Origin of the sequence: Paraburkholderia tropica, assembly GCF_914484835.1 — a bacterium.
Taxonomy (GTDB): domain Bacteria; phylum Pseudomonadota; class Gammaproteobacteria; order Burkholderiales; family Burkholderiaceae; genus Paraburkholderia; species Paraburkholderia tropica_A.
The window spans coordinates 382653-404382 of the sequence record NZ_CAJZAR010000062.1; the positions used below are offsets into that span (position 1 = coordinate 382653).

The 21730-nt window shown below is 66.9% G+C and carries 20 protein-coding genes; 12 read left to right on the forward strand and 8 right to left on the reverse strand.

Annotated features, from left to right (window positions below):
- The first annotated feature begins 24 nt into the window (after positions 1 to 24).
- The 11 genes from LDO54_RS22765 to LDO54_RS22815 all read left to right on the forward strand — a co-directional run bounded on the left by LDO54_RS22765 (position 25) and on the right by LDO54_RS22815 (position 12369).
- Complete coding sequence (locus LDO54_RS22765; protein WP_224012917.1) at positions 25 to 957, forward strand: VOC family protein; 933 nt, start codon at positions 25 to 27, stop codon at positions 955 to 957.
- Between the two features lie 39 nt (positions 958 to 996).
- Entirely contained in the window at positions 997 to 2007 is a 1011-nt protein-coding gene (locus LDO54_RS22770; RefSeq protein WP_224012918.1) for an amidohydrolase family protein, read from the forward strand.
- A gap of 24 nt (positions 2008 to 2031) precedes the next feature.
- On the forward strand, positions 2032 to 2811 hold the full coding sequence (locus tag LDO54_RS22775) for an SDR family oxidoreductase (protein WP_224012919.1): 780 nt from the start codon (positions 2032 to 2034) through the stop codon (positions 2809 to 2811).
- A gap of 53 nt (positions 2812 to 2864) precedes the next feature.
- On the forward strand, positions 2865 to 3722 hold the full coding sequence (locus LDO54_RS22780) for a fumarylacetoacetate hydrolase family protein (RefSeq protein WP_224012920.1): 858 nt from the start codon (positions 2865 to 2867) through the stop codon (positions 3720 to 3722).
- A gap of 36 nt (positions 3723 to 3758) precedes the next feature.
- Entirely contained in the window at positions 3759 to 5063 is a 1305-nt protein-coding gene (locus tag LDO54_RS22785; protein WP_224012921.1) for a LysR family transcriptional regulator, read from the forward strand.
- 142 nt (positions 5064 to 5205) lie between these two features.
- Complete coding sequence (locus tag LDO54_RS22790) at positions 5206 to 6456, forward strand: MFS transporter (protein ID WP_224012922.1); 1251 nt, start codon at positions 5206 to 5208, stop codon at positions 6454 to 6456.
- A 214-nt stretch (positions 6457 to 6670) separates the two neighbouring features.
- Complete coding sequence (locus LDO54_RS22795) at positions 6671 to 8050, forward strand: MFS transporter (RefSeq protein ID WP_224012923.1); 1380 nt, start codon at positions 6671 to 6673, stop codon at positions 8048 to 8050.
- Between the two features lie 157 nt (positions 8051 to 8207).
- Positions 8208 to 8939 carry a maleate cis-trans isomerase family protein gene (locus LDO54_RS22800; RefSeq protein WP_224012924.1) on the forward strand — a complete coding sequence of 244 codons (732 nt, stop codon included), beginning with the start codon at positions 8208 to 8210 and terminating at the stop codon, positions 8937 to 8939.
- A gap of 43 nt (positions 8940 to 8982) precedes the next feature.
- Positions 8983 to 9819: an amidohydrolase family protein gene (locus LDO54_RS22805; protein WP_224012925.1), complete on the forward strand. Its 837-nt coding sequence runs from the start codon at positions 8983 to 8985 to the stop codon at positions 9817 to 9819.
- Between the two features lie 83 nt (positions 9820 to 9902).
- Positions 9903 to 11117, forward strand: a complete 1215-nt coding sequence (locus tag LDO54_RS22810) for an MFS transporter (RefSeq protein ID WP_224012926.1) — start codon at positions 9903 to 9905, stop codon at positions 11115 to 11117.
- A gap of 106 nt (positions 11118 to 11223) precedes the next feature.
- The gene (locus LDO54_RS22815) at positions 11224 to 12369 is read left to right on the forward strand and encodes a porin (RefSeq protein ID WP_224012927.1); all 1146 of its coding nucleotides are present in this window, start codon (positions 11224 to 11226) and stop codon (positions 12367 to 12369) included.
- Positions 12370 to 12514: 145 nt separating this feature from the next.
- On the opposite strand, the gene LDO54_RS22820 is transcribed toward LDO54_RS22815, so the two are convergent.
- The 8 genes from LDO54_RS22820 to LDO54_RS22855 are packed head-to-tail and all read right to left on the reverse strand — an operon-like array spanning position 12515 to position 20068.
- Positions 12515 to 13282: an SDR family NAD(P)-dependent oxidoreductase gene (locus LDO54_RS22820; protein ID WP_224012928.1), complete on the reverse strand. Its 768-nt coding sequence runs from the start codon at positions 13280 to 13282 to the stop codon at positions 12515 to 12517.
- Positions 13279 to 14388, reverse strand: a complete 1110-nt coding sequence (locus tag LDO54_RS22825) for a glycerol dehydrogenase (RefSeq protein WP_224012929.1) — start codon at positions 14386 to 14388, stop codon at positions 13279 to 13281. Before LDO54_RS22825 ends, LDO54_RS22820 begins: the two co-directional genes overlap by 4 nt.
- A complete protein-coding gene (locus LDO54_RS22830) occupies positions 14382 to 15074 on the reverse strand; it encodes an HAD family hydrolase (protein ID WP_224012930.1) in 693 nt (230 codons plus the stop codon). The genes LDO54_RS22825 and LDO54_RS22830 overlap by 7 nt, the downstream gene beginning before the upstream one ends.
- Complete coding sequence (locus LDO54_RS22835; RefSeq protein ID WP_224012931.1) at positions 15071 to 16636, reverse strand: xylulokinase; 1566 nt, start codon at positions 16634 to 16636, stop codon at positions 15071 to 15073. The genes LDO54_RS22830 and LDO54_RS22835 overlap by 4 nt, the downstream gene beginning before the upstream one ends.
- A gap of 43 nt (positions 16637 to 16679) precedes the next feature.
- Positions 16680 to 17630, reverse strand: a complete 951-nt coding sequence (locus LDO54_RS22840; RefSeq protein ID WP_224012932.1) for an MBL fold metallo-hydrolase — start codon at positions 17628 to 17630, stop codon at positions 16680 to 16682.
- Positions 17621 to 18394, reverse strand: coding sequence for an SDR family NAD(P)-dependent oxidoreductase (locus LDO54_RS22845; RefSeq protein ID WP_224012933.1), 774 nt, complete (start codon positions 18392 to 18394; stop codon positions 17621 to 17623). The genes LDO54_RS22840 and LDO54_RS22845 overlap by 10 nt, the downstream gene beginning before the upstream one ends.
- 43 nt (positions 18395 to 18437) lie before the next feature.
- Positions 18438 to 19409 carry a shikimate dehydrogenase family protein gene (locus tag LDO54_RS22850; RefSeq protein WP_224012934.1) on the reverse strand — a complete coding sequence of 324 codons (972 nt, stop codon included), beginning with the start codon at positions 19407 to 19409 and terminating at the stop codon, positions 18438 to 18440.
- A complete protein-coding gene (locus LDO54_RS22855; protein WP_224012935.1) occupies positions 19406 to 20068 on the reverse strand; it encodes a glucose-6-phosphate isomerase in 663 nt (220 codons plus the stop codon). Before LDO54_RS22855 ends, LDO54_RS22850 begins: the two co-directional genes overlap by 4 nt.
- A 168-nt stretch (positions 20069 to 20236) precedes the next feature.
- Here LDO54_RS22855 and LDO54_RS22860 point away from each other — a divergent pair, with 168 nt between their 5' ends.
- The gene (locus tag LDO54_RS22860) at positions 20237 to 21676 is read left to right on the forward strand and encodes an FAD-binding oxidoreductase (protein WP_224012936.1); all 1440 of its coding nucleotides are present in this window, start codon (positions 20237 to 20239) and stop codon (positions 21674 to 21676) included.
- The last annotated feature ends 54 nt before the right edge of the window (positions 21677 to 21730 follow it).

The window sequence follows — 21730 nt, forward strand, 5'->3', positions numbered from 1 at the left end:
ACTGACGCACGCAAGGAGACACACTTGGCCTCGACCATTTCAGGTATCGCCTATGTCCGGCTGAGCGCCCCCGACCTGGGGCGCATGGAAGCCTTTCTCACCGACTTCGGCATGGTGAAAGTCCATCGCGACGCCCAGCGCCTCTACATGCGCGGCGTGGGCGAAGCGCCTTTCCTGCACGTGACCGAACTGGGCGACCCCGGCGTCGTGAGTTGCGCCTATGAACTGCGCGCCCCCGCGCTGCTCGGCGAGGTGGCGAAGCTGCCCGGCGCGCGCGGCATCGAACAGATCGACGGCCCCGGCGGCGGCCAGCGCGTGCGCGTTCAGGACCCGGACGGTTTCTGGCTCGAATTCGTTACGGCGCGCGAGCCGGTAGCGCGTCTGACACCGCGTGCGCTCGTGCGCGGCGAGACGGGCGAGAGCCGCGCGCTCGGCGCGGCGCGCGTGGAGCGCATCGCGCATACGGCGTTCGCCACGCCGCAATTGCAGCAGTCGATCGCGTGGTATCAGCGCACGCTCGGCCTGCTGCCGACCGACGAGCTGTTCGTCGGCGAACCCGACAACGTGATCGGCCGCTTCAGCCGCGTCGATCTCGGCGAGACGCCGGTCGATCATCACGTCGTGTTTCTGCTGCGCGGCCCGCGCGCGGGATTGCATCACGTCTCGTATCAGGTGGAAGGCGTCGACGATATTTTCTTCGGCTACGACCATCTCGCGCAGCGCGAATACGACCACGTGCGCGGCATTGGCCGACACGCGCTCGGCAGCCAGATTTTCGACTACTGGATGAGCCCGTTCGGGCAGATGCACGAACACTGGATCTCGCAGGAGCGCATGACCGCGGCGAGCGGGTTCAACCGCATCCGCATCGGTGACGGCATGAGCTACGACACGGGCGAAAAGCCGCCCGAGCGCTTCGTCAAACAGGCCACGCCGATCGTTGCCTGGCAGGACTGATCAATCGTCACTTTCACTTTCATTACCAGGCCGAATGCCATGATCATCGATTGTCACGGTCACTTCACGACCGTTCCCAAGGCGCTGCACGAATGGCGCCGCCGTCAGCTCGAACACGCAGGCCCCGTCTATGGCGCGCCGCTCGATATCAGCGACGACGAACTGCGCGACGCGCTCGAAAACGGCCAGCTCAAGGCGCAGCGCGAGCGCGGCCTCGACCTCACGCTGTTCTCGCCGATCGCGGGACAGATGGGCCATCACCTCGGCACGCTCGAGCAGGGCATCGAATGGGCGCGCGTCTGCAACGACCTGATTCATCGCGTCGTGCAGCTTTATCCGCGCAATTTCGCCGGCGTGTGCCAGCTGCCGCAATCGCCGGGCAAGGACGTGAGCGCGTGTGTCGCGGAGCTGGAGCGCTGCGTGACCGAACTCGGTTTCGTCGGCTGCAATCTGAATCCCGATCCGTCGGGCGGCTACTGGACCGATTCGCCGCTCACCGACCGCCGCTACTACCCGCTCTACGAGAAGATGGTCGAACTCGACGTGCCGGCGATGATCCACGTGAGCAGCTCGTGCAATCCGTGCTTTCACCACGTCGGCGCGCACTATCTGAACGGCGACACCACGGCGTTCATGCAGTTCCTGCTCGCGCCGCAACTGTTCGAGGACTTCCCGACGCTGCGCTTCGTCATTCCGCACGGCGGCGGCGCGGTGCCGTATCACTGGGGACGCTATCGCGGACTCGCGCAGGACATGGGCTTCAAGACGCTCGAAGACGGCCTGATGAACAACCTGTTCTTCGACACCTGCGTGTATCACCAGGCGGGCGTGAACCTGCTTGCCGAAGTCGTGCCGCACCGGAACATTCTGTTCGGCTCGGAGATGATCGGCGCGGTCAAGGGCGTCGATCCGCGCACCGGCCATAACTACGACGACACGCGCCGCTACGTGAGCGCCACGCCGCATCTGTGCGACGCGCATCGCCACGACGTGTTCTGCAACAACGCCCTGCATGTCTATCCCGGCCTGAAGTATCGCTGCCAGGACTGATCGACACCTCCCAGAGAGAGCCACATGAATCTTGGAATCGCCGGAAAAACGGCGCTCGTATGCGCCTCGTCGCGCGGCCTCGGACTCGCCTGCGCCACGGCGCTGGCGCGCGAAGGATGCCGCGTCTTCATCAACGGACGTCACGCCGACGCGCTGGAAACGGCCGCGCAGCAGATCGAGGCGGCCACGGGCAACCGCCCGGAGATCGTGGTCGCCGATCTGACCACCGAAGCGGGGCGCGAGGCGCTCGCGGCCGCCTGCCCGGAGCCGGACATTCTCGTCAACAACAACGCGGGCCCGGAGCCGGGCAAGATCGCCGACTGGAGCCGCGAGGACTGGCTCGGCGCGGTCGAGGGCAACATGCTCGCCCCGATCTTCCTGATCAAGCACTTCGTGCCCGGCATGCGCAGCCGCAAGTTCGGCCGCATCGTCAACATCACCTCGGCGATGGTGAAGTCGCCGAGCGCGACGATGGGGCTGTCCGCCGCCGTGCGCGCGGGGCTCACGGCGCTCAGCAAGTCGGTGCAGCGCGATTCGGTGGTCGATAACGTCACGATCAACAACATGCTGCCCGAACGCTTCGACACCGATCGTCAGCGCTATATGGCCGATCGCATGTCCAAGAAGGACGGCATCACGGTCGCCGAAGCGAAGCAGCGCATTGCCGCGACGATCGCCGCGAAACGCCTCGGCGATCCGATGGAATTCGGCGACGCCTGTGCGTTCCTGTGCAGCGCGCAGGCGGGCTTCATCTCGGGACAGAACCTGCAACTCGACGGCGGTTCTTACGCCGGGCTCGTCTGAGTCCCGTCGCGTTTGAGCGCCATCCGCAAATCGTAATAGTGAGGAGAAACCGCATGAAATATGCAAGCTTTCTGGTTGACGGCCGCGAGACGTGGGGCATCGTCGACGGCGATAACGTGATCGATCTCGGCAAGCGCATCGGCGATCGCTTCCCGACGCTCAAGGCGTTCTGCGAAGCGGACCTGCCGCGCGAGGCGTTCGCGCAGGCCGATGCGCGTCCCGATTACGCGCTCGCCGACATCACCTTCTTGCCGCCGATCGCGCATCCGGTCCATATCTGGTGCCTCGCGCTCAACTACGTCGAGCATCACAACGAAGTGCAGGGCGCGGGACGCGTGCAGGAATTGCCGAAGCAGCCGGCGCTGTTCGCGCGCGCCAGCGACTCGCTCGTCGGCCACGGCCAGGCGCTGCGCCATCCGGGCGTGAGCGAGCAGTTCGACTACGAGGGCGAACTCGTCGTGGTGATCGGCAAGCCCGGTTATCGCGTGAAGGCGGAGAACGCGTTCGAGCACGTGGCGGGCTACACGATCATGAACGAAGGCAGCGTGCGCGACTGGCAGTTCCATACGCGCCAGATCACGCCCGGCAAGAACTTCTATCAGAGCGGGGCGATCGGTCCCTGGATCGTGCCGCGCGATGAAGTCGGCGACGTCGGGGCGCTGCGCATCCAGACGACGCTCAATGGTCAGATCATGCAGGACGACACGGCGGCGAGCATGGTGCACAAGATTCCGCGCTTCATCGAATATGTCTCGTCGATTGCGCCGCTGCACGCAGGCGATATTCTCGCGACGGGCACGCCGAGCGGCGTCGGTTTCTCGCGCACGCCGCCCGTTTTCATGAAGCCCGGCGACGAATGCGCAATCACCATCGAGCGCATCGGTACGCTGCGCAACCGCGTGACCGGGTAGGAAACCTGGTCGCGCACTGCCGGAGCGCTGTGCTATATGGAAACCTTCTCCTTATCGGAAAGCGGCATCATGGCATCGGTCGTGGCGTCACCCATCGAGCAGATTGAAGCCGCGGTCGAACAGCCGAGTCTCTGGCAGTTGCGCGTGTTCGAGGCGGTCGCGCGGCATGAGAACGTGACGCAGGCTTCGCAGGAACTGCTGCGTTCGCAGCCGGCGACCACCTCGTGTCTCGCGGCGTTCGAGTCGCTGATGGGCGTGAGCCTGTTCGAGCGCTCGACCACGGGCACGTGGCTGGCGCCTGCCGGTGTGGCGGCGCTGGTGCGCACGCGCAAGATCCTGCAAGCGGCGCAGGACGCGGTGAGCGAGGTGGGCAGCACGCGCAACGTCGCGGCGGCGGTGTTGGTGGGCGGCATCACGCGCACGCAGATGCGCTGCCTGATCGCCATCGCGGAGTGCGGCTCGTTTCGCGCGGCGGCGCGCCTGCTCAGCATCACGGAGGCGTCGTTGCAGCGCGCCGCGCGCACGCTTGAACAGAATCTCGGCGCGCCCCTTTACCGCCATTCGGCCTCGGGCGTCACGACGACCGAGGCTGGAAAGACCTTCGCGCGCCAGCTCAAGACGATCTCGAACCTGATCGCCGCGATGACCGACGCGCTGCACGCGTATCAGTTTCCGCGCGAGCTGAGCGTGACGGTGGGCGTGCTGCTGCTCGATCCGTCGATTCTTATCGTGAGCGCGATCCGCGAGTTGAGCGCGCAGTTTCCCGATGCGCGCGTGGTGGTGATCAACGGCACCTACGATCAGTTGCTCACCAAACTGCTGCGCGGCGAAATCGACTTCATGCTGGGCGTGCTCAAGCAGCCGGATGCGTCGTTCGATTTCGTCGAGTCGCCGCTTTATCACGAGCGTTATTGCGTGGTCGCGCGCCGCGATCATCCGCTCGCGCGCGAGACCGTCGTGACGGCGGACGCGTTGCGCAACTATCAGTGGATCGTGCCGCCGCGCAGTTCGCCGCGCCGCGAAGCCTACGAATACGTGTTTTCCGATGGCGCGACGCCGTTCGCGAGCATCGAAACCTATTCGCTCTCGACGATCCGCATCACGCTGTTCGATAGCGACATGCTGACGGTGCTGAGCTGGACCGAGGTGCTGAGCGAGCGGCGTTTCGGCCTGCTCGCGCCGCTGATGATCGACGTGCCCTGGGACGGTCCGGTGGTCGGCATCACGGCGCGGCGCGACTGGCAGCCCAACGATGTGCAGGAGACCTTTCTGCGCAGCGTGCGCCGCAATGCGCTGGCGATGACGGGCGGGCAGGGCGAGCCGCCGTTTTCGGAGCGCTGATCGTCAGCGCCTGACCGCGTTCCCGCTGAGATTCCACGCGTCGCTCGACGCGCGTCAAAGCGTATTTTCCCGCCTCTTTACACGCGCGCATCGGCCGATGCGCCGCCCGGCTGCGCGCGTTTTTCCTGTGGATTGCCCTCTCATGTCGACTGACTCCTCCGTCGCCTTCGCGTCCGCGCGCGCGGATGTCCGGCTGTTCGCCTGTGCGCCGTTTCGCTGCCTGCTCGCCGTGCGCGTCGCGTGGACAGTGAGCATCCAGATGCTGTTCGTCGCCATCGGCTGGCAGATGTACGCGCTCACGCACGATGCGTGGGCACTCGCGCTGGTCGGGCTCTATCAGTTCGTTCCCGTGCTGTTGCTGACCTTGCCTGCGGGACACGCGGCCGATTGCTGGCCGCGCGCGCGCATCGTGCTCGTCTGCCTGCTCGTGCAAGGGCTGATCGCCACGGCGATGACGTGGGCCACGTACCGCCATGGCCTCACGCGCGATGGCCTGTTGTACGCGTCGCTGCTGCTCGGCGCCGCGCGTGCGTTCCAGATGCCCGCGCTACAGGCGCTCGTGCCCGCCACGGTGCCGCCCGCCGCGCTGAGCCGTGCGATGGCGGCCGTCTCCACCGGTTCGCAGTCGAGCGTGATCCTCGGCCCCGCGCTGGGCGGTCTGCTCGTGAGTCTCGGCATCGGCGTCGTGTATGGCGTTGCCGCGCTGCTGTTTCTCGCTGGGCTCGTGATGGCGGCGCGATTGCGCGCGCACGCGTCGGAGCCTGCGCGCGTGAAAAAGGGCGCGTCGCTCGGCGAACTCGCGGGCGGCCTAGTGTTCGTGTGGCGCAAGCCGGTGGTGCTCGCGGCCATCAGCCTCGATCTGTTCGCCGTGCTGTTCGGCGGCGCTGTGGCGCTGTTGCCGATCTACGCCGACACCATTCTGCACGGCGGCCCCGCGATGCTCGGCTGGCTGCGCGCCGCGCCCGCCATCGGTGCCTTCGCGATGTCGCTCTGGCTCGTGCGTCATCCGCCGCGACGGCGCGTCGGCATCACCTTGCTGGCGGCGATCGGCGTGTTCGGTCTCGCGACAGTCGTATTCGGTGTCTCGACGAACCTCGTGCTTTCGATGCTCGCGCTCGTCGTGACCGGCGCGGCGGACATGGTGAGCGTGGTGATCCGCCAGACACTGGTGCAACTCGAAACGCCCGACGACATGCGCGGGCGCGTGAGCGCCGTCAACGCGATTTTCGTCGGCGCGAGCAATCAGCTAGGCGAGTTCGAATCGGGCTCGCTCGCCAGCATGATCGGACCGATCGGCGCGGTCGTGCTGGGCGGCGCGCTGACGTGTTGTGTCGCGCTCGCCTGGGCATGGCGCTTTCCGCAACTGCGCGAACGCAAGACGCTGGACGCCTGAACGCGCACGCGTTGCGGCCCTCGCCGAACTGCACAGCAACAACTGATGACCACGCGCTCTTTTCCTATGCCGCGTGAACTCGACCCGTCACTAGAATCGGAATCCTGACAATGACACAGGCGCCGCACCACATGGGCGGCACGCCTCTCAGGAGACGGAGGTCGAGATGCAGTTCATACAAAGCGGGCAGAGCCCTTTTCAGGATCAACGCAGCTTGAGCCGCAACCAGCGCATGCTGCTCGCGCTGATCGGCGTCGGCAGCATGCTGGAGTTCTGGGACGCGTACCTGATCGGTTTCATCATGGCGTTCCTCGTCAAGCCGTGGGGCATGACATACGGGATGATGGGCGCGGTGCTGCTGGCGTCCGGCGCGGGCGCGATCGTGGGCGGCGTGGTGTGGGGCATGATGGCCGACCGGCTCGGCCGCAAGCCCGTGTTCGTGGCCTCGCTGCTGCTGCTCGCGGCGATGAGCCTCGGCCTCGCGTTCACGCCTGCGGGCGGCTGGATCTACATGGCCGCGCTGCGCACCGTGATCGGCTTTTGCACCGGCGGCTATTTCATCCAGATCGCGCTCGTCAACGAATTCATTCCGCCGCGCCGACGCGCCGTGCTCACGGGCGTCGTGTCGGCGATCACCACCTGCGGACTGTTGCTCGGCGCATTCAGCGGCGCGTTTGTGATTCCCGCCATCGGCTGGCGTTTGACGTTCGCGCTCGGCGCCGCGCCTGCAATCGTCGCGCTGATCGGTGCGTTCTACGTGCCTGAATCGCCGCGCTGGCTGAACCTGCAAGGACGCCGCGAGGAAGCGCGTCAGTCGGTGCAGTGGGCGCTGGGCGCCGAGGTGCAATGGCGTGACAGCGAGACGCCGGTTCGCGCCGCGCCGCCCGCGCGCTGGTCCGGGATCTTCGCGTATCCGCGCAGCGTCGTGACGGCCACGCTCGTCAACATCGGACTGATCGCGGGCTACTACGGCATCGTGCTGTGGGCGCCGACCCTGCTCGCCCAGGTGCAATCGCTCACGCCCGCTGGCGCGTCGCGTCTGATGATCGGCTTCAGCGTGTGCGGGATCGTTTCGCGTCTCGCGGCGGCGTATCTCGCGGACCGCTTCGGCCGCCGCCGCACGGGCGGCTGGTTCGCGATCGGCGCGGCGCTCGCGGCGCTGTGCGCGGGCTACGTGGGACACGGCGACCTGCTCACGCCCGCGTGGTTCTGGCTGTCGCTGCTGCTCGCCTTCGTGTTCGCCGACGGCAGCTTCTCGGTCTGCGCCGTCTACTCCACGGAAATCTGGCCGACGCGCCTGCGCGGCAGCGGCGCGGGCTACGCCGGGCTCACCGGTTCCGTCGGCAAGATGATCGGGCCGATCGGGCTCGCGTGGGTCGCCGGGTCAAGCAACATGGTGATGCCTTCGGCGACGCTCGGCGTGATCGTACCGGCGTTCCAGTTTCTCGCGTTGTGTCTGCTGCTGTGCGGCGTGACCTATCTGTTCGTCGGGATCGAGGCGCGCGGCAAGACGCTGGAAGCGCTCGACGAAAGCTTCGAGCAGCGCGAGACACCCGCCGTCATGGCACCGGCCAACGACCGCGGCGGGCAGTGAGAACGATCACGTTCCGGCGCGATCGCGTCGATTCAGAAAAAACGAATGGCGACGGCCGTTTTCCGATTGGTGGCGCAAAGCGCCGAAAAATACACTGAATTCGAGCCCGCAGCGCTTTTCGGCGTGAGCGCGGCATTCGCAAGCAACGAGGAACGAGATGAAGAAAGTACGCGTGGGCATGGTGGTGCCGTCGCTGAACACCATCGCCGAGGACGATTTCCGCCTGTTCTGTCCCGACGACGTGGCGTATCACGTGCATCGCATCCGGCTGAGAAAGGAGGGCGGCCGCGTGACGATGGAGAGCCTGCAACGCGCCTGGCTCGAAGCCGCCGACGAGGCGGACTACCTGAAGGATCTGTCGCCGGATGCGGTGGTATTCAACTGCACGGGCGCGAGCGTGGCGAACGGCGCGCAGGGCGACGCGGTGCTCGCGCAGCGTCTGGGCGAACGTCTCGGCCTGCCCGCGACGAACACGATGGTCGCGATCAAGGAAGCGCTGGCGGCGCTGCGCTGCGAACGCATTCTGCACGTTTGCCCCTTCGCGGATGTGTTCTCGCGCATCGAACGCGAATCGCTCGAAGCGTCGGGTCACGATGTCGCGCGCACGGTCTCGCTCGGCTTCACCGACGCGAAGGAAGCCGCGCTGATGACGCCGCAGCGCATCGCCGCCATCGTGCGCGAGCAGATCGACGCCAATATCGGCGCGGTCCTGCTCTCGTGCGCGAACGTGCGGGCCTTCGAGGCCGCGCACGAACTGGAAACGTCGCTCGGCCTGCCCGTGGTGACGAGCAATCAGGCCACGCTCTGGGCCGTGCTGCGGCTCGCGGGCTGGCGGGGCCGCATCGAGGGCGCTGGTCGGCTGTTCGCCAGCGCACGCGCCGAAGCATGAAGCCGGGCAGCCCAGGTCAACTTTGAAATTGAAGGAAAACAGCATGCAAATCGTCGATGCCCAGGTGCACGCATGGGTGAGCGGAAATTCGACCGGCCATCATCGCCGCGCGCCGGTCACGCGCGACGTCCTCGTGGACGAAATGGCGCGCGCGGGCGTGGACCGCGTCCTGCTCGTGCCGCCGCTTTGGGACCCGGAAGGCAACGCGTACTCGCTCGCGCTGGCTCAGGCGGAGCCGGATCGTTTCGCGGTCATGGGCCTGCTGCCCGCCGACTGCGAAGACCCGGTCGCCGCGCTCGCGCGCTGGCAGGACACGCCGGGCATGCGCGGCGTGCGCTTTCTGTTCAACACGCCGGAACGCATCGCGCCGCTGCTTGAAGGGCGCTACGAGCGCGTCTGGCCTCTGGCTCAGGAAAGCGGGCTCGTCATCGCGCTGCATGTGCCGGGCGCGCTCGGCGAAGCGGAGTCCATCGCGCGGCGCTTTCCGCGGCTGCGTCTGATCGTCGATCACCTCGGCGTGCCGCGTGGCGCGAGCGGGCCGGCGGCGTTCGATCATCTGCCCGCGCTGCTCGCGCTCGCGCGCTATCCGAACGTGTCGGTGAAGGCGGCGGGCGTGGGCGATTACGCGCTCGATCCCTGGCCGTTCCGCTCGATCGAGCCGACCTTGCGGCAGATCTTCGATGCCTTCGGCGCGCAGCGCATCGTGTGGGCCAGCGATTTTTCGCGGCTGCATCATCCGTACCGGCAGTGCGTGACCCACTTTAGCGAGGCGCTGCCGTGGCTGTCCGAGGCCGAACGCGCGGACGTCATGGGCGGCAATCTCTGCCGCCTGCTCGACTGGCAGACGGGCGCCGCCGCGGGCGCGACGCTTGCCGCATAATTGCCGGGTTCATGCCGGCCGCATCGACGGCCGCTGAAGCGGTGACGGCAGCGCCACAAAAAACATAGATCGGAGACAACATCATGCTTACCCCAGGCAGCTGGCCCTGCATCCTTTTGCTGTATCTGTACGGCACCGTTGCGACTTCGCTCGTCACGCAGTCGGTGCCCGTCATCGGCGATATCGCGCGGCAGTTCGGGCTCTCTCATGCCGCAGCGGGCTGGGTCATCTCGATTCCCTCGCTCATCACGGCGGTCTTCGCGCTGTTCGGCGGCTGGGTCGTCGACCGTATCGGCGACAAGCGTGTGATTGTCGGCGGGTCGCTGTTCGGGCTCGCGGGCAATCTGGGCGTGGTGTTCGCGCACGACGTGACGTCGCTGTTCGCGTGGCGGCTGCTCGAAGGCGTCGGCTATCTCTCGCTGACGGTCGGCGCGGTGACGCTCATCATGCGCACGACGACGGGCGCGCGCCGGGGCATCGCGCTCGGTCTGTGGACCTCGCATACGGCGGTGGGCATCGGCCTCACGCTGAGTGTCGTTGCGCCGCTCGCGCAGCGCGGCGAGATGTGGCGCTGGGCGTTCGGCGGCCACGCGATCCTGATGGCGGCGCTGGCGCTTGCGGGCTTTCTGCTGCCGGGCAAGGCGCGCAATCTGCCGGCGCGCCGTCTCGCGGACATCTGGACCGTGCTCAGGAGCCCGCGTCCATATCGCGTGGCGCTCGCGTCGGGCGCCTCGGCGTTCATTCAGACTGGCATCATGGCGGCGCTCACGGTCTATCTCGCGAAGACATTTGGCGTACCGATCCGCACGGCGGCCGGCGTGGGGACGGTGGCAGAAGTGTTCGTGTGCGTCGGCTGCCTCTCCGTCGGCCATCTGCTCAAGGGCGGCGTCGGTGCGCGCCTGCTCGCGTCGGTGGGCGGAGTGGTCGCGCTGCTGGGCGGCGTCGCGCTCTATCTGCCGATGACGGGCTTCGGCGGCGCTGTGGTGGCGGTCTGCGTCTTCTCGCTGGGCATTGGCCTCGTGAACGGTCTCATCTGGACGATGGTGCCCGCCGCCGCGCCGAGCCTCGCGACAATGGGCGCAACCAGCGGACTCGTGGCGCAGGCGACTTATCTGGGCGTGCTGCTCGGGCCGCCCGCGATCTTCGCGAGTTTCCACGAAAGCGGCTGGACCGTGCGGATCGGCTTCGTGCTGCTTGCCACGCTGCTGCAACTCGCGCCGTTGCCAATCTGGGGACGCGCGCAGGCGCGGACGAACGAGACGGGCGCGCCCGCACCCACGGTGGCAGGAGGGAACTGACACAACCCGTTGTACCGCCCTTGCCGCAGTCGAAATCATCGGCGCGGCAAGGGACGCGAACAAGACAAGTAGTCGATAAAACAATCAGGATGACTAAGGAGACAAGATGGATCAGCGGAAATTTCGCATGCTGCGCAAGCGCGTGCTGGGCCTATGCATCGCTTCGATGCTCGGCGGCGTGGGTACGGCGCACGCACAGAGCAGCATCACGCTCTATGGCGTGATTTCGGAATCGCTCGAATATGTGAGCAACGCCAAGGGCAATCATCTGTTCGCCTTGTCGAACGCCGGGATGATGCCGCCGCGTTTCGGCTTTCGCGGCGTGGAGGATCTGGGTGGCGGCACGAAGGCCATTTTCACATTGGAGAACGGTTTCAACGTCACGAATGGCGCGCAGCTTAACGGCGGCATCTTCGGACGGCAGGCCTGGGTGGGGCTGAGCAACGACCGCGCGGGCTCCTTGACGATGGGCCGCCAGTACGAAGAGATGACCAGCACGATGTATTTCACCACGGCGTCGAACGTGTTCGCGGGCTACGGCGCGCATATCGGCGACAACGACAATATGTTCTTCACCAACCGCTTCAACAATTCCGTGCGCTATGCGTCGCCGAACTGGTACGGGTTTAAATTCGCGGGCAGCTACGCGTTTTCCAATTCGACCGAGTTCGCGAACAACAACGGTTTCAGCGGCTCGATTTCGTATGAGCACGGTCCGTTGAAAGTGGCGGCTGCGATCACCGAATTCAACCGCCGCAGCAATGCCGTGCCGTCGAACCTGACGAGCGGCGCAGTGGACAGTACCGGATGGGGATTCAGCTCGCCCTTCGTGACGAGTCTGCATGGCGCGGGCACGGATGAACAGCGCATCATGGGCGTGGGCGGCAGCTACGATTTCGGCTCGTTCCACGTGCTCGGCAACTACACGAACGTACTGTTCAACTATTCGGATTCGACCGGACTGCGCTTGCAGAACTTCGAAGCCTCGGCATACAAGTTCATCACGCCCTTCGTGGAATTAGGGCTTTCATACGTCTACACGCTCGGTAATTATTCATCCGCGCGTTCGATTCACTATAACCAGCTCGATCTCGCGGCCCATTATTTCCTGTCCAAACGCACCGAGCTTTACGTGGCCGGGATTTATCAGCGTGCCAGTGGCCCCGGCACGTATGCGCAGATCTACACGGCGGCGCCATCGTCCAGTCAAAGTCAGACGCTGGTCGAGACCGGCATCATGCACCGCTTCTAAGCGTGGATGACGCCGGGCGGCCGCTGCTGTCGCGGGTGGTTTAGCTCGGCGTCACCGCAGGCAGATAGCGGCGCGCCGACGGCCGCGATTTTCAAGGTGGATGGACCGTCGGCCTTTCGATGAAACGGTGCTTCGACACACTCAGTCAGGCACCCGACACATAGCCGCCGTCGACCGGCAAAGTCGCGCCGGTGATGAACGCCGCGCCGGGTGACGCCAAAAACAGCGTCGCGCCCACCAGATCCTCCGCTTCGCCCCAGCGCTTGAGCGCGCTGCGAGCGGCGATCTTTTGCGCGGCACTCGGCGACTCCCAGAGCGGGCGCGTCATGTCAGTGCGGTGGTAGCCCGGCGCAATCGCGTTCACGCGCACGCCAGCGGCGCCGAACGCATGCGCGAGCGAGCGCGTGAGGCCGAGCACGCCCGTCTTGCTCGCGCAATACGCGGGCACTTCCACGTCGGCGAGATAGCTGAGCATCGAGGCCACGTTGATCACGCAGCCTTTCGTGCGTTCGAGTTGCGGGCGCAGCGCCATCGAAAGACGCATCGCCGCCGTGAGGTTCACGTCGAGCACTTCGCGAAACACGTCGTCGCGGTATTCGTCGAACGGTCGCGCGACGCCCGCTGCGTTCACGAGCACGTCGAGCGTGTCTATTTTCGCCGCGAAATCCTGAATCGCCTGTGTGTCGCGCACGTCGAGTTGCGCGAAGCGAATGTGCGAGAGCGTCGAGTCGGCGCGCAACGTGCCGAGCTTCGTGGCCGAGCTGCCGGTCGCGATCACCTGAGCGCCGAGCGACGCGAAGCCGTCGGCGATCGCGAGTCCGATGCCGCTGGTCGCGCCCGATACCAGCACGGTGCGGCCGTCGAACAGGCCGGGGCGAAAGGCATGCAACTCCTGTTTTTGCGTCGTAGTCATTCGGTATCCTGAGTGTTGTGATGCGAGTCGAGTCGCGCGGCATAGGCATCCATGGCCTTGAGCGCGGCGACGACCATCGCCGGTTCGACCGGATAAGGCTCGTTGTGGATGATCTCGCCTGCGCGGCAGGCGCGCGCCGCGACGATGCCGAGCGCGGCGGTATCGGCCACGTCGACGTTGATTTGATGCAGGCGCGTCGGCAATCCGACCGCGCGGCAGAACGCGAATACGCGGCGGCGTTCCTCGTCGGGCACCGTCGAAAGAAACAGCGAGGCGAGCACGCCGATCGCCACCTTCTCGCCGTGCAGCAGGCCATGCGAGGACGGCAGGTCGGCGAGGCCGTGATGGATCGCGTGCGCCGCCGCCACGCCGCCCGATTCGAAGCCGATGCCCGAGAGCAGCACGGTGGCTTCGAGCGTGGCGTCGAAGTCGGGCGTGACGAGCTGGGCGCGGCAGTCGGCGACCGCTTGCGCCGCGTGCGCGAACAGCATGTCGCGGCAGAGACGCGCGGCTTCGAAGGCGAGCGCGGTGCCGCGTCCGCCGCACAGGTTGCGCGCGTAGGCGCGGCGGCAGGCGTCGGCTTCGTAGTAGGTGGCCAGCGCGTCGCCGATACCGGCGATAAAAAAGCGCGCGGGCGCGCGCACGATCACGGCGGTATCGAGCAGCACGAGATCGGGATTGCGTCGCACGAAACGGTCGCAGACCACGCGGCCTTCGTCGTCGTAGATCACCGCGAGCGCGCTGCACGGCGCATCCGACGCCGCGATGGTCGGCACGCAGACGAACGGCAGGCGCAGATCGTCGGCGGCGGCGCGGCCCGTGTCGATCACCTTGCCGCCGCCGAACGAGACCACGATGTCCGCGCCGCTCGAACGAATCCAGTCGGCGGTTTCGGCGACCGCGCGCTCGGTGCAGGCGGCGTCCACCGCGCGCACGTTCAGCGCGACTTTCTCGGCGCGCGCGAGCGACGGTTCGAGCAGGCCCGCGACATTGCGGTCGACGAGGCAGGCCGCGCGCGTGCCGAGCCGCGCGAGTTCGGTGTCGAGCGTGTCGAGCGCACCCGCGCCCTGGACGTAGCGCGAGGGAAAGATACTGGTTTTCAGCATGATCGTGGCGAGGTCGAAGGTGGGAGGGAAAGGCCGAGCGCGGCGGCGAGTTCGTCGGCGCTGCGCACGAGTTGAACCTGTGGCGGGAACAGCGCGACGTGGGCTTCTTCCGCTGGCCAGCCGAGCACGCGCATGCCTGCCGCGAGCGCGGCTTGCGCGCCGGTCGGGCTGTCCTCGACAGCGACCGCGTCGCGCGCGGCCACGTCGAGCAGATACGCGGCGCGCAGATAGGGCTCGGGCTCGGGCTTGCCGTGGCGCACATCGTTGGCGCTGACTGAAACGAGTTCGGGCGCTTGCAGGCCCAACGCGTTCAGATTCGCTTCGAGCAGCATGCGTCCCGCGTTCGAGACGATCGCCTGGCGCAGCCCGGCGGCCTGGGCGGCGCGCCACACTTCCAGCGCACCCGGCCGCGGCACGAGATGCCGCGCTTCGGCCACATAGTGCGCGGCGCGAAAGGCCGACCAGTCAGAGAAACCGGTTTGGATTCCGAAGCGTTCCTGCACGATGCGGTGCACGGCCTTGCCCGTCTGCCCGAACATCAGCGGATGCAGTTCGTCGCCCGCGATCACGCCGTTGTGCGCGAGCGCGGCGATCAGCGTGCGCATGTGTAGCGGTTCGCTGAGCGCGAGCGTGCCGTCCATGTCCCACAGGACCGCGCGCGGCGAAGTGTCGGTACGCGTGCTCATGCGCGTTCTCCTTGCAACGATGTCGTGGCGCTCGCGTCGTGCAGCGCGTCGAGATCGTCGTAAAACTGCTGGGCGTTCACGTAGAGCCGCTCGAACAGCGGCATCATGCGGTCGTAGAGATCGCTCGCGCGCGGATCGGGCTGCACTTCACGCTCGAAACGCACGAACTTGCGCACCGCGTCGCCGAGCGTGGCGAATTGCCCCGACGCCGTCGCGGCGAGCAGCGCGCAGCCGATAACACCGCATTCCACTTCGGCGGGCACGAGAATCGGCGTGCGATACATGCTCGCCTTGATGTCGAGCCAGAGCGCGGCTTTCGCGCCGCCGCTCGCCGCCACCAGACGTTCGATCGGCACGCCTTCGGGCTGGATCATCTGCATATGGCGGCGCACGCCGAACGCCACGCCTTCGAGCACCGCGCGATGCAGATGCGCGAGCCCATGCCGCGCCGCGATGCCGAAGAACTGCGCGCGCGAATTCGGATGATCGCCGAAGCGTTCGCCGGTCAGATAGGGCAGGAAAAACAGGCCTTCTGCGCCGACCGGCGCTTCGGCGGCCTTGCGCGCGACGGCTTCATAAGAGAGCGAGTTTTCGTGGAATGCACGGCGCGCCCAGCGCATGGCGTCGCCGCCCGAGTCGAGCAGCGTGAAGCGGCCCCACAGGCCTTCGCAGGTGGCCACGTTCGAGACTTCCGGGTGCAGCATGGGCGTCTCGGCGATCACGGTGATGATCGAGGAGGTGCCGGTGATATCGGAGGCGAGGCCCGGTTCGTAGACGCCCGAGCCGAGCACCGAAGCCGGATAGTCCGCCGCGCCGACCAGCACGGGCGTGCCTTCGCGCAGACCGGTCGCGGCGGCGGCGGCGCGCGTCACGTGACCGAGCAGCGCTTGCGGCGCGCGGATCGGCGGCATCTTGCGGATGTCGAGGCCGAGTTCGTCGAACATCGCGGGCGACCACGTACGCGTTTGCGGGTCCATCAGGAACATCATCGACGCGTCGCTCCAGTCGCACGCGCGCTCGCCGGTCAGGCGGAAGTTCACGTAGTCCTTCGGCATGAAGACGGTCGCGGCGCGCGCGTAGGCGTCGGGTTCGTGGTCGCGGATCCACTGGAGCTTGAACGCGGGCCACGCGGCCGTGGGCGGATTCGCCGTGCGCGCGAGGTAGTCGTGGCGTTCGCGCGTGGCGCTGCCATCCTGGCTGCGGTAACGTGTGCGGAACGCTTCGACCTGCGGGGCCGAACGCTTGTCGTTCCAGAGCGGCGCGGCGTCGCGCGTGAGCTGGCCGTTTGCGTCGATCAGCACGGTGCCGTGCATTTGCCCGCAGGCGCAGATCGCCGCGATCTGCTGCGCCGCGCCGGGTTCGGCGGCGAGCACTTCGCGGATCGCCTCGACCGCGCCCGTCCACCAGTCGAGCGGACGCTGTTCGGACCAGCCGTAGCGCGGCACGATCTGTTCGTGCTCGCGCGCGGCGAGCCGGCGGATCTTGCCGCTGGCGTCGACGAGCGCGGCGCGCACGCTGCCGGTGCCCACGTCGATCGCAAGGTAAGGGGTTGTCTCCATCATCGTTTTATCTGTTCGGGTGCCGTGGGATGCGGGAAGCGGCAGGCTAGCCGCTTTGCCGGGGTGCCGTCTGTGCGCTCGCGCGGATACGCCAGGTCGTTTGCGTGCGCGCGCGATAGAGCGCGAGCGCGCCGCGCTCCTCGACGATACGCGTGTCGATCACGGCGGGATCGAGCGTGTTGAAGTCGAACAGGCCGTGATGATGCGCGATCATCGCGCGCACGCCCGCATGCTTGCAGAGCGCGACGGCTTCGTCGAGCGTGAAGTTGCCAGGCACGCCGTTGCCGCTGCGTTCGTCGTCGCGGCCATTCACGGGCAGCAGCGCGAGATGCGGCTGCAAGGCCGCCACGTTCTCGTGCAGGCCGTCGTAGGGCACGCAGTCGCCGGAGTGATACACGCGCACGCCCGCCACGTCGATCACGTAACCGAGCCACGGATGGCGGCCCAGTTCGTCCACATCGAGCGTCTCGTGCGCGGACGGGACCGGCGCGACCCGCACGCCCGGCAGCGGCTCGACGATTTCGCCCGCATCGACGGGAATCAGGCGCGAGACGTCCACGCCGCAGCGCTTGATGGCTTCGTCGAGCGTCGCGGCAGGGACCACGAAACGTAGATGCGGAAAGCGCCGGGCGAGCGGCTGGAGCGTGTCCGGGTCCATGTGATCGGTATGGCGGTGCGTGCACAGCACCAGATCGATGTGCTCGAAGTCCTCGGGCGCGGCGGGCGCGGCCATCATGCGCCGGTGCGGATAGCGCGTGCCCTGATATTTGCGCGCCAGCGAATCGGAGAGATACGGATCGATCAGCAGACGCCAACCCGCGCCCTCGATCACGAAGCCCGCCTGGCCGAGCCAGTTGAGCGCGACGCCGCCCGACGGCGGCGCGGGCGTGAACGGTTTCGCAGCGGGCCGTGCGCGCGCCGCGAGTTGTGCGGCGAGCGGCATCTCGAAGGTGTCGACGTCGATCGACAGCGTGGCGGCGCGCATCGTCACCAGCACACGTAGCCGCCGTCGGCGAGCACGATCGAACCGGTCATCAGGCTCGCGGCTTCGCTGGCGAGGAACAGCACCACGGAGGCGACTTCGTCCACGCGGCCGAGCCGGTTCATCGGCGTGCCGCCGACCCAGTGGCGATACATCTCCGGGTCGTCGTAGACGTACTTGTTCATTTCGGTGTCGATATACGTGGGCGCCACGGCGTTCACGCGCACGCCGCGCGCGCCCCATTCGGCGGCGAGCGAGCGCGTGAGGTGATGCACGCCTGCCTTCGACGCGTTGTAGTTCGCCTGTTCCTGCGGCCGGTTCACGATGAAGCCCGACATCGAGCCCACGTTCACGATGCTGCCGCCGCCATGTTCGAGCATGCTTTTGCCGAACGCGCGGCAGCAGCGGAACACGCCGTTCAGATTCACGTCGATGACGCGGTCCCAGACTTCGTCGCTCATGGTTTCGGCGGGATGGTTCGAAATGGCGATGCCCGCGTTGTTCACGAGCACGTCCACGCGGCCGTGGCGCGCGATCACGGCGTCGTGCACGCGCTGCACGGCGGCGGCGTCGGTCACGTCGAGCAACGAGCTTTCGACCTGCGCGCCCGCGGCCGTGAGCTTCGCGACGGCTTCGTCGAGCGCGCCCTGATGCATGTCCGTGAGCACCACGCGTGCGCCCGCTTGCGTCAGCGCCTCGGAGATGGCGAAGCCGATGCCGCGCGCGGCGCCGGTCACGACGGCGAGCTTGCCGTCGAGGCGGAATTTGTCGAGATACATCGTCGATCCTTCGGTTCAGTGTCGGTTCGGTGGCGATTCAGTTTCAAGCCGCCGGTCTGGCCGGAGCGGGCTTGCCCGCCGCGGCGGCGATGCGGCAGATTTCGTCGAAGTCCGGGCCGCGCGTCGGGATGTCGATATGAAACACCTCGGCGATCACGCGCGTCCAGCCATAAATGAAGTAGGTCCAGCCGTCTTCGACCTGCAAGGCGCGCGCGCTTTCCTGGGCCCGCGCCTGATCGAGAAACACCAGATCGCCGCGATAGTTCAGATCCCAGGCGATGGCGCGCTCGGGAAATGCGCCCGCGTTCGTGAGCGGCGAACCGGGCGCATCCTTGCCGAGTCCCGTCGCGTTGATGACGAGCGCGCCCGGCGAAAGGCGCGCGAGCACCGCGTCGTTGTCCTGCGGGCGCGGCGCGACGACGTACTCGCACGGCACGCCCAGATCCAGCTCGCGGTGAATGCGCTCGATTTCCTCCAGGCGCGCGGCGGAGCGGTTCGAGACGATCACGTGCGACGGACGATTCGCGCCCCGGCTCGTCTGCATCAGATGCCAGGTGAGCGCGATGGTCGAGCCGCCCGCGCCCATCGAGAACACTTCCGCGCCGGTGCGCGCGAAATGCTCGGGCGGCAGAAAGCCGTCGAGCGCGAGGCCCGACGTGATCGGGTCTTTCGCGTGGCAGACGAACTTGCCGTCGCGCTTCGAGAGGCAACTGGTTTCGCCCATGATGCGCGCGTGCGGATCGATCTCGTCGAAGAGGTCTTCGCAGGCCGCGTACAGGTCGATCTTGTGCGTGGTCACGAGCGCGCCGAGCGAGAGCGGATCGTCGCGCAGAAACTCGACGGCCTCGCGGTACGCCTCGCGGCTCGCGTGCAGCGGAAAGTCGATGCCTTTCATTTCGACGTCGCCGAGACCGAGATGGCGCGCCCACGCGGGAAACACACGCATGATCGAGCTCTGCGCCGTGGTCACGCCGATGAAGTAGAAGGTCGGTTTGGTGGCGGCGGTGTAGCTCATCGGGCTTGCTCCGTTTCGTTGCGGCGCGCGACCAGCGCCTCGATTTCCGCGAGCGTGCGCGCCCGCCATTCGGGATTCGGCTCGCTGCGCCAGCCACGTCCACCGTTCTCGCCGCTCTCGCCGTCTTCGACGATGCGCAGCCGCATGCCGTTCGAGCGCTCGATGATCTCGTAGTCCTGGCCGGAGTCGGCCGGATAGCAGAACAGCATCACGAAGTCGCCCTGGCCGAGATTGACCGAGCGGTGAATCCAGCGCGGCGGCACGTAGCAGACGGTGTTCGCGCGGATTTCCACGATGCGCGTTTCGCCGTCGGGCGCTTCCATCAGCATCAGGCCGTGGCCTTTCAGGCCGAAGTACAGCTCAGGGCGGTCGATGTTCGCGTGGATGTGCCCGCGCGTCATGAAGAACTCCTTGCCGACCTTGCCCGCGCTCATGCGCGTCACGCCCGTGATGAGGTCGCCCGGCTCCGCGTTGGGCCGATGGTCGGTGACTTCGTAGACGACTTCGCCCGCGCGCGCGGCGGCCAGCGCGTCGAACGCGGCGCCGTCGGCGTACAGGCCGGCGAGATCGCCAAGCCGTTTCTGATAGTGCGAATCCGTACCGGTCATCAGACCCGTCTCCAGATTCACGTCGAACGAACGGGGTTCCGGCCATTGCATGGTGCTTCTCTCCCTGACAGTGTGTGGATAGCAAAACGTTAGTATTAGTGATGATATAGTTTGTGAAACAAACGAACACTCGGGTTTTCACTAGGGTTAAACGTCAGTTTTACAAATATAATGGCAGCCACACTATCGTTAATGCATCTCGGGTAGGAGGCAGATTCCATGCAAGAACAGGCCGAACAGGTGCGCCGCGACACGGTCGTCGCGGCATTGCGCGAGGCGCTCGGGGCCGCCGTGGTCAGCCTGCCGGCCGACTTCGCCGGCCGCCGTCACGCCGACTCCAGCCGCATGCCGTGCGCGGAGCCGATCGCGCTGGTGCGGCCGCGCACGACCGAACAGGTCTCGACGGCGTTGCGCATCTGTCACGCGCACCATCAGCCCGTGGTCACGCAGGGCGGGCTCACGGGCCTCGCGGGCGGCGCGTGCATGCTGGGCGGCGAAGTGGCGCTGAGTCTCGAACTGATGAATGCGATCGAGGAAATCGATCCGGTCAGCGCAACCATGACCGTGCAGGCGGGCACGCCGCTACAGACCGTGCAGGAAGCCGCCGACGCGGCCGGTTTCATGTTCCCGCTCGACCTCGGCGCGCGCGGCAGCGCGACGATCGGCGGCAATCTGGGCACCAATGCGGGCGGCAACCGCGTGATCCGCTACGGGATGATGCGCGAGCAGGCGCTCGACGTCGAAGCCGTGCTGGCGGACGGCAGCGTGGTCGGCGGCCTGCGCAAGATGATCAAGAACAACACGGGCTACGACCTGCGCGATCTGCTGATCGGCAGCGAAGGCACGCTCGGCGTGATGACGCGCGCCGTGCTGCGGCTGCGGCCCAAGCCGCGCGCCGTGTCGACTGCGTGGTGTGGTCTGCCCGACTACGAAAGCGTGACGACGCTGCTGCGCCTCGCGCAGGAACGCTTGCCTGCGGGCGTGTCCGCGTTCGAAGTGATGTGGCCCGGCTATTACGACTTCGTGCTCTCGCGCCTGCCGGAACTGCGCGCGCCGCTCGAAGGCCGTCACGCGTTCTATGTGCTGCTCGAAAGCAGCGGCGCGGACCCGCAGAGCCAGACCGACGTCTTCGAGGCCTTTCTCGCGGACAGGCTCGAAGCCGGCACGCTGAACGACGCCGCGCTGGCCGCCAACGAGGCGCACGCGGCGGCGTTCTGGGCAATCCGGGATGCGCCCGGCGAATACGGCCGCTTCATTCCTGGCCGCGTGTCGTTCGACGTGAGCTTCTCGGTTGCCCAGGTCGGGCTCGCGGCGCAGCGCTGCGAAGCGCGTCTGCGCGAGCACTGGCCGAACGCGACGATCCTCGTCTACGGCCATCTCGGCGACGGCAATCTGCACATCGTCGTGCACGAGCCCGACTGGCCCGCGAGCGCAGCCGCCGAAGTCAAGCGCGTGGTCTATGGCGTGACGGGCGAGCTGGGCGGCTCGGTGTCCGCCGAGCACGGCATCGGCACCAAGAAACTCGACGTGCTCGCGCTCTCGCGCACGCCCGCCGAACTCGCCGCGATGCGCGCGGTGAAGGCCGCGCTCGATCCGCGCGGCATCCTGAATCCTGGCAAGTTGTTCGTTCCGTCAACGCCCACGATGCAGTTGAAGTAGATCCGGCGTCCCCGCGCCGATTCATTACGTGACACACCTAAAAGAGGAGGAGAC

What these genes read in the sequence shown, in the direction of transcription:
- LDO54_RS22770 (WP_224012918.1), top strand. Translation starts at nt 997, where the DNA reads ATGATCATCGATTGTCACGGTCACTTCACGACCGTTCCCAAGGCGCTG.
- LDO54_RS22775 (WP_224012919.1), top strand. Translation starts at nt 2,032, where the DNA reads ATGAATCTTGGAATCGCCGGAAAAACGGCGCTCGTATGCGCCTCGTCG.
- LDO54_RS22780 (WP_224012920.1), top strand. Translation starts at nt 2,865, where the DNA reads ATGAAATATGCAAGCTTTCTGGTTGACGGCCGCGAGACGTGGGGCATC.
- LDO54_RS22785 (WP_224012921.1), top strand. Translation starts at nt 3,759, where the DNA reads ATGGAAACCTTCTCCTTATCGGAAAGCGGCATCATGGCATCGGTCGTG.
- LDO54_RS22790 (WP_224012922.1), top strand. Translation starts at nt 5,206, where the DNA reads ATGTCGACTGACTCCTCCGTCGCCTTCGCGTCCGCGCGCGCGGATGTC.
- LDO54_RS22800 (WP_224012924.1), top strand. Translation starts at nt 8,208, where the DNA reads ATGAAGAAAGTACGCGTGGGCATGGTGGTGCCGTCGCTGAACACCATC.
- LDO54_RS22805 (WP_224012925.1), top strand. Translation starts at nt 8,983, where the DNA reads ATGCAAATCGTCGATGCCCAGGTGCACGCATGGGTGAGCGGAAATTCG.
- LDO54_RS22810 (WP_224012926.1), top strand. Translation starts at nt 9,903, where the DNA reads ATGCTTACCCCAGGCAGCTGGCCCTGCATCCTTTTGCTGTATCTGTAC.
- LDO54_RS22815 (WP_224012927.1), top strand. Translation starts at nt 11,224, where the DNA reads ATGGATCAGCGGAAATTTCGCATGCTGCGCAAGCGCGTGCTGGGCCTA.
- LDO54_RS22820 (WP_224012928.1), bottom strand. Translation starts at nt 13,282, where the DNA reads ATGACTACGACGCAAAAACAGGAGTTGCATGCCTTTCGCCCCGGCCTG.
- LDO54_RS22825 (WP_224012929.1), bottom strand. Translation starts at nt 14,388, where the DNA reads ATGCTGAAAACCAGTATCTTTCCCTCGCGCTACGTCCAGGGCGCGGGT.
- LDO54_RS22830 (WP_224012930.1), bottom strand. Translation starts at nt 15,074, where the DNA reads ATGAGCACGCGTACCGACACTTCGCCGCGCGCGGTCCTGTGGGACATG.
- LDO54_RS22835 (WP_224012931.1), bottom strand. Translation starts at nt 16,636, where the DNA reads ATGATGGAGACAACCCCTTACCTTGCGATCGACGTGGGCACCGGCAGC.
- LDO54_RS22845 (WP_224012933.1), bottom strand. Translation starts at nt 18,394, where the DNA reads ATGTATCTCGACAAATTCCGCCTCGACGGCAAGCTCGCCGTCGTGACC.
- LDO54_RS22850 (WP_224012934.1), bottom strand. Translation starts at nt 19,409, where the DNA reads ATGAGCTACACCGCCGCCACCAAACCGACCTTCTACTTCATCGGCGTG.
- LDO54_RS22855 (WP_224012935.1), bottom strand. Translation starts at nt 20,068, where the DNA reads ATGCAATGGCCGGAACCCCGTTCGTTCGACGTGAATCTGGAGACGGGT.
- LDO54_RS22860 (WP_224012936.1), top strand. Translation starts at nt 20,237, where the DNA reads ATGCAAGAACAGGCCGAACAGGTGCGCCGCGACACGGTCGTCGCGGCA.